16 protein-coding genes are annotated in these 12,297 nt (G+C 25.9%); 15 read left to right on the forward strand and 1 reads right to left on the reverse strand.

Translation table 11 applies throughout. From position 1 onward, the window contains the following. Positions 1 to 27 precede the first annotated feature (27 nt). Entirely contained in the window at positions 28 to 897 is an 870-nt protein-coding gene (locus IGS63_RS08080) for a TIGR02285 family protein (protein WP_190613986.1), read from the forward strand. A gap of 28 nt (positions 898 to 925) precedes the next feature. Here IGS63_RS08080 and IGS63_RS08085 read toward each other — a convergent pair whose 3' ends face one another. Beyond that, positions 926 to 2,644: a phospho-sugar mutase gene (locus tag IGS63_RS08085; protein WP_190613987.1), complete on the reverse strand. Its 1,719-nt coding sequence runs from the start codon at positions 2,642 to 2,644 to the stop codon at positions 926 to 928. A gap of 226 nt (positions 2,645 to 2,870) precedes the next feature. Here IGS63_RS08085 and IGS63_RS08090 point away from each other — a divergent pair, with 226 nt between their 5' ends. The 14 genes from IGS63_RS08090 to IGS63_RS08155 all read left to right on the forward strand — a co-directional run bounded on the left by IGS63_RS08090 (position 2,871) and on the right by IGS63_RS08155 (position 12,280). Continuing rightward, a complete protein-coding gene (locus IGS63_RS08090; RefSeq protein WP_190613989.1) occupies positions 2,871 to 4,151 on the forward strand; it encodes an ArsB/NhaD family transporter in 1,281 nt (426 codons plus the stop codon). Positions 4,152 to 4,163: 12 nt separating this feature from the next. Beyond that, complete coding sequence (locus tag IGS63_RS08095) at positions 4,164 to 4,424, forward strand: ArsR/SmtB family transcription factor (RefSeq protein WP_190613991.1); 261 nt, start codon at positions 4,164 to 4,166, stop codon at positions 4,422 to 4,424. A 2-nt stretch (positions 4,425 to 4,426) separates the two neighbouring features. After that, positions 4,427 to 5,212: a hypothetical protein gene (locus tag IGS63_RS08100; RefSeq protein WP_190613992.1), complete on the forward strand. Its 786-nt coding sequence runs from the start codon at positions 4,427 to 4,429 to the stop codon at positions 5,210 to 5,212. A gap of 194 nt (positions 5,213 to 5,406) precedes the next feature. After that, complete coding sequence (locus IGS63_RS08105) at positions 5,407 to 6,435, forward strand: arsenic resistance protein (RefSeq protein ID WP_190613994.1); 1,029 nt, start codon at positions 5,407 to 5,409, stop codon at positions 6,433 to 6,435. Position 6,436: 1 nt separating this feature from the next. Next, the gene (locus IGS63_RS08110; RefSeq protein WP_190613995.1) at positions 6,437 to 6,844 is read left to right on the forward strand and encodes an OsmC family protein; all 408 of its coding nucleotides are present in this window, start codon (positions 6,437 to 6,439) and stop codon (positions 6,842 to 6,844) included. A gap of 255 nt (positions 6,845 to 7,099) precedes the next feature. Then, on the forward strand, positions 7,100 to 7,339 hold the full coding sequence (locus IGS63_RS08115; protein WP_190613997.1) for a sulfurtransferase TusA family protein: 240 nt from the start codon (positions 7,100 to 7,102) through the stop codon (positions 7,337 to 7,339). A 20-nt stretch (positions 7,340 to 7,359) separates the two neighbouring features. Next, the gene (tsuA, locus tag IGS63_RS08120; protein WP_190613999.1) at positions 7,360 to 8,352 is read left to right on the forward strand and encodes a thiosulfate transporter TsuA; all 993 of its coding nucleotides are present in this window, start codon (positions 7,360 to 7,362) and stop codon (positions 8,350 to 8,352) included. A gap of 16 nt (positions 8,353 to 8,368) precedes the next feature. Continuing rightward, complete coding sequence (locus tag IGS63_RS08125) at positions 8,369 to 8,725, forward strand: DsrE/DsrF/TusD sulfur relay family protein (RefSeq protein WP_190614000.1); 357 nt, start codon at positions 8,369 to 8,371, stop codon at positions 8,723 to 8,725. 8 nt (positions 8,726 to 8,733) lie between these two features. Next, entirely contained in the window at positions 8,734 to 9,096 is a 363-nt protein-coding gene (locus IGS63_RS08130; protein ID WP_190614002.1) for an intracellular sulfur oxidation protein, read from the forward strand. 9 nt (positions 9,097 to 9,105) lie between these two features. Next, positions 9,106 to 9,375, forward strand: coding sequence for a DsrH/TusB family sulfur metabolism protein (locus tag IGS63_RS08135; RefSeq protein ID WP_190614004.1), 270 nt, complete (start codon positions 9,106 to 9,108; stop codon positions 9,373 to 9,375). Positions 9,376 to 9,426: 51 nt separating this feature from the next. Continuing rightward, on the forward strand, positions 9,427 to 10,017 hold the full coding sequence (locus IGS63_RS08140; RefSeq protein WP_190614006.1) for a sulfurtransferase TusA family protein: 591 nt from the start codon (positions 9,427 to 9,429) through the stop codon (positions 10,015 to 10,017). Positions 10,018 to 10,021: 4 nt separating this feature from the next. Further along, positions 10,022 to 11,389, forward strand: coding sequence for a dihydrolipoyl dehydrogenase (lpdA, locus tag IGS63_RS08145; RefSeq protein WP_190614008.1), 1,368 nt, complete (start codon positions 10,022 to 10,024; stop codon positions 11,387 to 11,389). An 18-nt stretch (positions 11,390 to 11,407) separates the two neighbouring features. Further along, positions 11,408 to 11,749 carry a glycine cleavage system protein GcvH gene (gcvH, locus tag IGS63_RS08150; RefSeq protein WP_190614009.1) on the forward strand — a complete coding sequence of 114 codons (342 nt, stop codon included), beginning with the start codon at positions 11,408 to 11,410 and terminating at the stop codon, positions 11,747 to 11,749. 111 nt (positions 11,750 to 11,860) lie between these two features. Further along, positions 11,861 to 12,280 carry a 4Fe-4S dicluster domain-containing protein gene (locus IGS63_RS08155; protein WP_190614011.1) on the forward strand — a complete coding sequence of 140 codons (420 nt, stop codon included), beginning with the start codon at positions 11,861 to 11,863 and terminating at the stop codon, positions 12,278 to 12,280. The last annotated feature ends 17 nt before the right edge of the window (positions 12,281 to 12,297 follow it).

The raw sequence follows: 12,297 nt of genomic DNA on the forward strand, positions 1-12,297 counted from the left end.
TAAAAATATGTGTTAGGGGGAAAAACAATGAAAAAAATAATTTTTTTTATTTTTATATTTTTTTCAATTATTATTTTTTCAAATAAACAAATAAAATGGTTTATAACAAATTATCCACCTGCTTTTATAATAAATAAAAATAATGATTTTAAGGGATTTGAATTTAACACTTTAAATAATTTAATTAAGAAATTAAATCATTATGATATTACATATTATCAAACATCTCTTTCACGTGCTTTAACTGATATGAAAAATAAAAAAAATGTATGTGCATTATTTCTTTTTAAAACTCCAGAACGAGAAAAATTTTTATATTATTCGCTACCTTATAGAGTAACTCTTCCAAATGGAATAATTATAAGAAAATCTGATAAAAATAAATTTAAAAAATATTTTGACAAAAACAATAAAATAAAATTAGAAAGTTTATTAAAAGAAAGAAGTTTAACGTTGGGAATCAATAAAAAAATATCCTATAGTAAAGAAATTGATGATATTATACAAAAATATATAAATAAACCCAATATATTTTTATTAACAAGAGAAAATTATATTGAAAATTTATTAAAATTACTTAATTTAAACCGAATAGATTATTTTATAGGGTATGCTGAAAGCATAAATTATTTATCAAAAAAATTAAATATGAAAGATGAATTTATTTATATACCAATATCTGAAGTGAATAAAAAAATTTTTTCAATATTATACATTACGGCTCCTAAAAATGAGTTTGGTAAAAAAATAATAGATGAAGTAAATAAGATAATATTAAAAACTAATTTTGTAGAAGATGCTGCTAATTACTATAAAAAATGGCTTGATAAATCTTCAATAAATGAATTTGAAAAAATTTATAAGATATTTTTAAAACAATACTTAAATAAAAAATAAGGATAGTTCATTGAACTATCCTTATTTTTTATTCAACAGAATCTATTATTTCCATCATTTTTTCTTTAATTGCATTTAATTTTTCTTTTGCATCTTCCATAGTCTTTCCTATAGAGTAAATATAAACCTTCAACTTTGGTTCTGTTCCTGATGGTCTTAAAGCGTACCAAGATCCATCTTCAAAAAAGTATCTTAAAACATTTGATTTTGGAACATCAGTTTCTTTTTCAGAATTATTAACAAGATCATGTTCTTTCATTTCAAGATAATCTATATATTTTATCATCTTAATTCCACTAAATTCTTTTGGATATAGATTTCTATATTCTTTCATTATTCTTTTTATTCTTTCTTGACCTTCAATACCTTCAAGAATTATTGAAAAGTTATTTTCAAGATAATACCCAAACTCTTCAAATAAACCATCTAATACATCTTTTAAAGTTTTTCCTCTTTTTTTATAATAGGCAGCTGCTTCAACTAATAACATAGATGAAATAACAGCATCTTTATCTTTTACAAAATCTCCAGCTTTAAAACCAATACTCTCTTCATATCCAAAAATTAATTCATATTCACCGTTTTTAGTTATTTCATTTTCTTTTCCACAAATATTTTTAAAACCTGTTAAAGTTTCAAAGGTTGTAATACCATTTTCTTGTCCTATTCTTTTTCCAAGATCTCCAGTAACAATTGATTTTATTATTGCTCCATTTTTTGGAAGTGCATTCTTGCCTTTTAAACCATCAATGATATATTTAATTAATATGGCACCAGTTTGATTTCCACTAAATGAAACATATTCATTATTATGTTTAACCATTATAGCAAGTCTATCACAATCAGGATCAGTTGCAACCAATAAATCTGCATCTACACTTTTCCCAAGATTAATAGAATATTTAAATGCTTTAGTATCTTCAGGATTAGGATATCCTACAGTAGTAAAATCTGGATCTGGATTTTCTTGTTCTGGAACAACATGAACATTTAAAAATCCTCTTTCTTTTAATACTCTTCTAACTGGTTTGTTTCCAGTTCCATTTAAAGGTGTATATACAACACATAAATCTTTATCAACATCATCTGTTATAGAAAGTTTTTTTACTTTTTCTATATATATATCATCAATTTCTTTACCTATTATTTTTAATAATCCTTTTTCAATAGCTTCTTCTTTTGAAATTCTTTTTATTGTAGAAAAATCATTTACATTATTTATTTCTTCAGTTAAAGGATCTGCTATTTTTGAAGTTATTTGAGCGCCATCTTCCCAATATGCTTTATAACCATTGTATTCTTTAGGATTATGACTTGCAGTGATCACAATTCCTCCAGCAGTTTTTAAATGTAATATTGAAAATGAAAGTTCTGGTGTAGGTCTTAAATCTTCAAAAAGAAATGCTTTTATGCCATTAGCAGCAAAAATTAATGCTGTATCAAGTGCAAATTCCTTGGACATATGTCTACTATCATGTGCAATAGCTACTCCTCTTTCAGCATATTCTTTTGATTGTTTATTAATAAAATTGGCAAATCCTTGTGTGGCTTTTGAAACTGTATATATATTCATTCTATTTGTACCTGCACCTAATTTTCCTCTTAATCCAGCAGTTCCAAATTCAAGATCTTTATAAAATCTATCTTGAATTTCCTTTTCATCTGAAATTTTTTTTAATTCTTCTTTTGTCTTTTCATCAATATTTTTGTCTTTTAACCAACTTTTATACCTTTCCATATAATTCATAAAATTCCCTCCCTTAAAAATATTCACAGTAAATTATACCATAATTTATATAATCAAAAAAATAATCTGATTTTTAATATTTTTTGCATTGTGAAAATTCACAATATTATATTTATTTTTTAACATTTTGATACAAAAATAAAATGTATTTAGTAGTATAATGTATCTGCTAATATATTTATATATGTAAATATATAAATATAATGATATATCGGAGGCGGTAGTTATGAGTACACTTCTTGTTTTAGCAATAACTTTTGTAACTTATTTTTTCATTATTTTTACAAGAAAGATTAAAAAATCTATAATTACTTTTTTTCTTGCTTCATTGCTTTTTATATTTAAACCGGTTGAAGGATTTACACTTGAGAATTTAAGTCATATAGTTAGTTTTGAAACGCTTGGAATTTTACTTGGAATGACTATAATTGTTGAAATTTTAAAAGAAAGTGGTTTTTTTACTTATTTTGCAGTAAAAACAATAAAAGCAAGTAAGTATAAATTTTGGATTGTTTTATTTTTGTTAATGGGAATTGTAATAATATTTTCAGCATTTTTAGATAATGTGGTAACTATATTATTTATTGCTCCTATTATTTTTCTTGTAGCAGATACTTTAGAAGTTGATCCAACACCATTAATGATGTTAACTATAGTTATGGATAACATTGGTGGGATGGGAACATTAATTGGAAGTCCAGTAAATATAATAATAGGAACAACAAGTGGTATTGATTTTACAAAATTTCTTGTTACAATGGGACCTATAACTTTGTTAGCATTTGTAGCCTCGTTTTTTATTTTTAAAATACAAAATAAAATTGATACAAAATCTTATAATAAAAAATTAGAAAAATTAAAAGAAATGGATGAAAATAAAGCAATTACCAATAAATCAATGGCAATAAAAGGTGTAGTAATTTTCTTTATAGCATTAATGGGATTTTTAACTCATGAAAGTACACATATACCAATAGCAGTAGTAGCTACTTCATCAGCTTTAGTTTTAATGCTTCTAACTAACAAAGATTTTGAAGAAATGGCTCATGAAATAGATTGGGATACTTTATTTTTCTATTCAGCCTTATTTGCTGTATCTTATGCTTTAAGTGAAATAGGTGCAATAGATATTCTTGCAAATTTATTTATGCCACTTATGAATACACCAATGTTGTTAATGTTAGTTTTTATGTTTGTATCTGCAATGGTAATGCCATTTTTGAATTCTGTTCCTGGAACATTAGTGTTGGCTCCAGTTGTTTCCGTTTTAGTAAATAAAGGCGCTCCTTTTGAATTATGGTTTGCATTTGCTATGGGGGCAAATCTTGGAACAAACTTAACTCCTCTTGGTGCTGTTCAAAACTTTGTGGTAGTTGGATTACTAAAAAAAGATGCAAATGTGGATATTTCTTTTTCAAAATATATGAAATATGGATATATTCACGTTATTGTTTCATTGATTATAGCGGTTGCATATTTGTTTTTTCATTATTATGTAATGGCTTAAGGAAGTGTGATTATGAATGAAGAATTAAAAATATTTAAAGCATTAGCCGATGAAACAAGATTAAAAATAATAAAAATATTATTAAAAGGAGAACACTGCGTTTGTAAAATAGTTCCACACACAAATAGATCACAATCAACCGTTTCTAATCAATTATCAAAATTAGAAAATCTTGGAATAGTAAAATCAAAAAGAGATGGTAGACGAATATGCTACTATATTGTAAATGATAAAATTGAAAAAATATTAAATATTTTTAAAAAGGGAGTGTGATTATGGGAAGTATAACAAGTTTTCTTATTGTAATTTTTGTAGTTGGTTTTGTAACAGGTGGATTAAAAATAAGATTTGACCGTTTTTTTGCAATTCTAATGTTAATGACCGTTGCAGGTAAAGGTATAAGAAGTGCAATTGATTTGTTTTTGTGGGTAATTATGCTTGGTAGTTTATATATAATACTTGAAAATCAAGAAAAAATCAAAAAGATGCCAAAAGCAGCATTAATAAAATTTTTTACATTTATACCAATAATGACATTTTTTAGTTCCTTACTTGGATCATACTTAAATAGCTTGAGTTCTAATAAATTTTTAACTATAACATTAGGAATCTTAGCTTTATTATATGGTTTAAGAATGATATTTATTCATTTCAAAGATCATGAAATGGATCATAAAGATCCTAAACCTGGGTTTGTAAAATTTTGTGGTTTTTTTGGACCAATAATAAGTGGTTTTTCAATAGGTTTTATTGGAACGTCATTAAAATCATTAAAATTACCTCTTGCAATTAAAAGTGGAAAAATGAATGCAAAACAAGTGTATTTAGGTAATACTATGACAGCATTTTTTTCTTCGTTATTTGCTATAATGTGGCATTATATATTTACTCCTTCAATGGAAGCCTTTGATAGTTATATTTATGCTATAAGTTTGTGGGCATCAATACACTTTGTATATGACTTAACTAATGTTTTCTTTAAAGATAAGTGGAGAAAAGGATTTCAAATTTTTATTGGAATAGCATTAGTTTTAGTATCATTTAAGATTTTTTCTATGTAATAAAAATAAAAAAATGTTCTTTCATTCGAAAGAACATTTTTTTTTAATTATATTTATTATTATAAATCTTTGGTATTCACCCATTAATTTATATTTTAATTTAATTAAAAATAAATAATTGATTATTTGATTTGTAATATAATAATATTATAATATGTACGAATGTTCATATATAAATAAAGGGGTGATTTAAAATGGAAGTTATAAAAAAGTTAACCTTTAATATAAAAAAATATTTAATTTTTTTTACATTAACTTTTTTATCTATTGGATGGATTTTAGGAGCAAATTTTTCAAAGTTTGCTGCAACGAATAAATCTATTTTTTCAAATGTAATTGTATTTTTTGTTTTTTTTATGATTTATCCTATGATGATAAATATGGATTGGAAAAAAATAACTAAACTATTTAAAGATCCTAAAGCGATTTTATTAAGCTTATTATACAACTATTTAATTACTCCAGTAATAGCCTATATATTAATGCGGTTATTTCTTCACAATGATGAATTAGCACTTGGATTTATGCTAGTAATGCTAATACCAGTAAGTTCTTCAAGTATAGGATATACTGGAATAGTAAAAGGTAGTGTTGAAGTGGCAACAATAGCTCAAACAATAAATTTTATTTTAATCCCTATACTTGCTCCAATTTATTTATCAATAATAGCTCATGGAAGTAAAATTACAATACCAATGAATTCAATATTAAAATCAATGTTTTATGTAATAATATTACCAATAATTTTAGGATATATAACAAGAGTAATTATAATTTCAAAAGTTGGAGAAAAAGGCTTAAAAAGAGCAAAACCTTTAATAGGATTAATAACTTTAGTATCAATGTTGGGAGTAATATTTTTTATTTTCTTTTTAAAAGGTCATATGCTTGTTAGTAAATGGAATTTATTAATTATACTTGGATTTTTAACTATAATATATTTAATAATTGCATTAGTATTTGAAACTTGGTTTAATAAAAGAGCTGGACTTACATATGAAGAACACATGGGAATTGTATTTTTAAGTACTGGTAAAAACAATGGTACAGCAGTGGCAATTGCAACACTTGCATTTAGTCCATTAGTTGCTATACCTGCTGCAATATTGCCTATTTTTCAAATAATATTTATGATATTTTATGTAAAATTAGAAAATAAAATAAAAAAGTATTTTGAAAAAAATACTAAAATAAATTATACAAGAAAATACGAGGAGGAATAGAATGATACAAAAATTTGTATTAGAAACAACATTGCATCCAGAAGAATCTGTTTCATTACACAAAGCACGTGGTTTAGAAACAAAAATTTCTGTAAATACTGAAGGTAAACATACTCATGCTCATACTCCAGTTGAAACAGTTATTGGAGCATTAGGTTCTTGTTTAATAATAAATACACAAAGATTTTTTAAAGCTAAAGAATTAAATTTTAAAGATATAAAAATGACACTAAATGGTTATAGAGATCCTTCTATACCAAAACTTGTAAAAATAGAATACTTTATGAAAATAGAAACAAATGAAACAATTAATTTAGATGAATTAAAAGAATTTATATCAAAAAAAAGTACAACATATAGAACTTTAGAAGATTCAGTAGAAATAGTTGGAGAAATTGAAAAAATATAAAAATTATGATAAAACAATAACTTTATTACTTCAATAAAGTTATTGTTTTTTTATAAAAATCCTCAAAAACGTTTTTACCAATAATTAACGTTTAAAAAATAATTTTGAAATAATTATTATTTATAATGTAAACGAATTAATAAAATAATTAATTAATTAAGAAATTACTAATATATTTAATACAAAAAGACTTTATAACTATTTGTGAAAAAAATCATATATTTTCACAAAAAAAAAATCATGGAGGTGTTTTTTATGGCAAAGTACGAAGTTACAAAAACATTAGATGTTATGGGAGAAGTATGTCCTGTTCCAGATGTTGAAACCAAAAGAGCTATGAAAAAGATGAAACCTGGAGAAATTTTAGAAGTATTGATTGACTACCCTATGTCTAAAGAAAGAATTCCAGAAGCTGTTAAAAAAATGGGTAACGAAGTACTTGAAATTGAAGAATCTGGAAGTTCAGAATGGAAAATTTATATTAAAATAAAGTAATCTAAAGGGGGAGTAAATTTATGGAATGGTCCGGATTAATAATCGGTCTTATTTTTGGGGTAATTTTACAAAAAGGAAGAGTTTGTTTTAATTCAGCTTTTAGAGATGTTTTAATGTTTAAAGATAATTATTTAATGAAACTTGCTGCATTAACACTTGCATTAGAATCAATAGTTTTTGTTTTATTTGCTCAATTTGGTTGGATGACTATGAATCCAAAACCATTAAACTGGGGAGCTAATATTGTTGGTGGTTTTATATTTGGGTTAGGAATGGTTTTAGCTGGTGGATGTGCTTCAGGTGTAACTTATAGAGTTGGAGAAGGTATGACAACAGCTTGGTTTGCGGCTGTTTTCTATGGTTTAACAGGTTATGCTACAAAACATGGTGCTTTTAATTGGTGGTTAAAATTATTTGGTCAAAGTATAAAAACTACAAATGATTCACAATACTTTGTAGAAAAATCAGGACCAACACTTTCTTCTGTTTTACATTTAAATCAATGGATCGTTGTTGCCATATTTGTTGGATTGATGTTATGGTATGTTTTTGGAACAAAAACAACAGAAAGACCTACAAAATTAGGATTTAAAACAGCATCTATTCTTATAGCTTTACTTGCTGGGTTTGCCTTTATAACAAGTACAGCTTCAGGAAGACATTATGGAATGGGAATTACTGGTGGATGGATAAATTTATTTGATGGATTTTTAAATAAAAAACCATTAAATTGGGAAGGTTTAGAAATTCTTGGTATTATTGTTGGAGCAGGAATAACCGCTAAATTAGCTGGTGAATTTAAGCTAAGAATGCCTAAAAATCCAATTACATATTTACAAGTAATGATAGGTGGATTTTTAATGGGACTTGGAGCTGTAACTGCTGGTGGATGTAATGTTGGACATTTCTTAACAGGTGTTCCACAATTAGCAATATCATCAATTGTTGCTTCAATATTCTTTATATTAGGTAACTGGACAATGGCATGGCTATTGTATAGAGAAAGAGATTAAGTTAAGGAGGCATTTTATGAAAATAGCAATACAAGCAATGGTTCAACCTTATACATATCAAGATCTTGATTCGATAATAAAAATTGCTGATGCAGCTCTTGATAAAGGACACGAAGTTACAATATTTTTATTTTGTGACGCAGCATTAGCAAGTAATAAACAAATAAAACCAGTAAGAAGTGATAGAAACTTACCAAAAATACTTGAAACAATGATAAAAGAAAAAGGATTAAAAGTAGATATATGTGGAATTTGTATGGATTATAGAGGAATAACAACAGACATGATTATCGAAGGTTCAAGAGCTAGTGGATTACCTGAATTAGCTGAATTAGTGTATAACTCTGATAGATTTATAAGCTTTATGGCGTGAGGTGAAATATGGATAAAAAAGTATTATTTGTCGTTTATCAATCTCCTGTAGGATCATTATGGACAAATGAAGGATTTAGAACTGCATTTGGTATGTATGGAGAAGATATTGAACCTTCTTTATTGGTTTTAGAAGCTGCAAGTACTTCATTATCTAAAAATACAGCACCTGAAAAAATGGGATTATTACCAATAAAAATAGTTCATAGATTTGTAAAAAGATATGAAACAGAAGTTTTTGGCGTTGAAGAACATTTAGAAAAGTATGGAGTAAAAAAGGAAAATATCGATGAAAACTTTAATGCAAAATTATTAAAAGAAAATGAGTTAAATGAGTTTTTTCATTCTTTTGATTCAGTAATATTTATGTGAGGTGTTAATATGGCTCTTGTTTTAGTTAAGTATGGATTAGATAATCCAGCAGAAAGAATTAAACTTTCTAATACTAAAGATGAAGATACAATTGTTTTTATACAAAATGGAATATTTTGGACAAGAACAGCTGAAATAAACTCTATAAAAGGTAAAAAAGTTGCAATAAAAGATGATTTTATTTGTAGAGGTTATGATGAATCAGAAGCAAAAGTACCTTTAATTGATTACTCTAATTTTATTGATATAGTTGAAAAAGAAGAAAAATTTATAGGATAAAGGAAAAGCTAACGCTTTTCCTTTACCTTAATATTAATTTGGAGATTTAGTATGAAGTATAAAAAATTAAATGTACAAACATTGGATTTAACTGATTTATTTAAAATCCTTACAAATCAAGCAAGACTTGAAATATTAGTATTATTAAAAGATAGCTGTTCAACTTTAAATGAAATGATTGAAAAGTTATCAATGGATAAATCAACAATATATAGACATTTAAGATATTTAAAAAATAGATCATTAATAATTTCTTATGAAAAAGATGGAGTTGAACGTTATGATCTTTCATGTAAACTTGTATACGATCTTATAGAATCTGGAATACAAATATTGTCAAATTTAAAAAATATAAAATCATATTCTTACAATAATTTAAAAATATTTTCTAATGAAATAAAGAATATTGAAGAAATAAATGTTGATAAATTTATAGATTTATGTGGAGAAGTATGTCCTGTTCCAGATGTAACAGCAAGAAAAGAAATAAAAAAATTAAAAAAAGGACAAGTATTACTTGTTATAGTTGATTATCCATTATCAAAAGAAAGAATTCCAAAGATAATAGAGAGTGATGGTAATGAAATTTTAGCTATAGTAGATGATTCACTGAGTACAAAAATATACATTAGGAGGAACTAAAGATATGTTTGATGCAATAGTAATTGGTGGTGGTCCAGGAGGATATGTTTCTGCTATAAGACTTTCTCAGCTTGGTAAAAAAGTTGCTATTATTGAAAAAAAAGCTTTTGGTGGAACATGTACAAATGTTGGGTGTATTCCAACAAAAGCCATGTTAACTTCAGCACATTTATATTCAGAAATAATTGAAAAATCAAAAAAGTTTGGAATAGAAGTAGAAAATGTAAATTATAATTTTAAAAATATAATGAAACATATGGAAAAAATAGTTACATCATCTAAAAAAGGTGTAGAATTTTTAATGAAGAAAAATAAAATAACTGTATACAATGGAACAGCAGAAATTTTAAATAAAAATACAGTTAAAATAAAAGAAACAAATGAAAATTTAGAAACTAAAAATTTAATATTGGCACATGGTTCTGTTCCAGTTATGTTTCCACCATTTGATAAGGTTGAAGGGTTGTGGACAAGCGATGATGTTTTTTCACTTGAAAAACTTCCAGAATCAATTTTAATAATAGGTGGAGGAGTAATAGGAATTGAATTTTCAACATTTTTTTCTACTTTAGGAAAAAAAGTTTATGTTATAGAATTAGCTGATCACATTTTACCAACAGAAGACTTAGACGTTGCAAATGAAGTCAAAAAAGTAATAAAGAAAAATGGAGTTTCAATATATGAAAAACATAAAGTGCTTGGAGTAGAAAAAAATGAAACTTCATATATTACTAAAATATTAAATTCTGAAACCAATGAAGAAATAAGTATTGAAACTGAAAAAGTACTTATGGCTGTTGGGAGAAAACCAAATATAACAGATGATATTAAAAATCTTGGAGTAAATATTGAAAGAGGCGTAATATCAAATGATGAAATGAAAACAAATATTGAAAATGTATATGCAGTAGGGGATATAAAAGGGAAAATAATGCTTGCTCATGTTGCAATGTTTGAAGGAATTGTTGCAGCACACAACATAGCTGGTGAAAAAAAATTAATGGATTATTCAGCAGTTCCATCAATAATTTTCTCTAATCCAGAAGTAGCTTCAACAGGTTTAAGAGAAAAAGATTTAGATAAAGAAAAAGTAATAGTATCAAAATTCCCACTTTCTGCAAACCCAAGAGCACGTACTCTTGAAGAAAGATATGGTTTTGTAAAAATTATTGCAGATAAAGAAACTAAGAAAATTTTGGGAATGTCTGTTGTTTCACCAAATGCAACAGATATGATTATGGAAGGAGTTATTTCAGTAAGAAATAATATGAATATAGAAAATTTAGTTGATTCAATTCATCCTCACCCAACTCTAACAGAATCTTTTTTGGGAGCATTGGAAGGATTAGAAGGAATGGCAATACATCTTTAAAAAAAGGGAGGATTTATTATGAAAAAATATTCAGAAACACATGAATATGCTATTATAGATGAAAAAATAGCAACAATAGGAATATCAATTAATGCAGCTGATGAATTAGGAGATATAACATTTATAGAATTACCTGAAGTTGGAAAAGAAGTTAAGAGTGGAGATGTTTTGTGTACTCTTGAATCTGTAAAATCAGCCGGTGATGTTTATACTCCATTAACTGGAAAAGTAATTGAAGTTAATAAAGCTTTAGAAGAAAAGCCAGAATTAATGAATGATGATCCTGAAGACGAAGGTTGGATTTGTAAAATAGAATTTAGCGCTAAAGAAGAAATAGATAATTTAAAAGATAGTGATTAAAAAAATATTTAAACAATTAAGTATTTAAATATATTAATATACTTAATTGTTTTTCTAATAACCATAATATAAGTGTTTTTTAATATTCTAATATATTAAGAGGTGATAAATATGGCAGTTCCAAATGATGTTCCAGCTATAGGTAAAGATGCATTGGGAAGAGAAGTAAAAGATTTAACAAAAGTTTCATGGTGGGGTTTAAATAGAAAAGAAGTTGAATGGTTTCCTAAGATTGACTTAGATAAATGTGCAGGTTGTGGTATTTGTTTTGTAAGTTGTGGAAGGAGAGTATTTGATTTTGATGCTTCATTAGAAAAACCTATTGTTGCTCAACCTTATAACTGTATGGTGGGTTGCCAAACTTGTGCAAATCTTTGTCCAACATCAGCAATATCTTTTCCTGATTCAAAGGAAATAAAAAAAATGGTTTCTAAAAACAATGTAGTAAAAAAAGCTTTTGAAAAAATCCAACCTCTTTTGAAAAAAGATAATCTAAGTGAAAAAGAAATAAAAATTACACCAAACGAATAAGAAGACAGCATTAGCTG

The sequence above is a fragment of the Tepiditoga spiralis genome, assembly GCF_014701195.1.
Lineage (GTDB): Bacteria > Thermotogota > Thermotogae > Petrotogales > Petrotogaceae > Tepiditoga > Tepiditoga spiralis.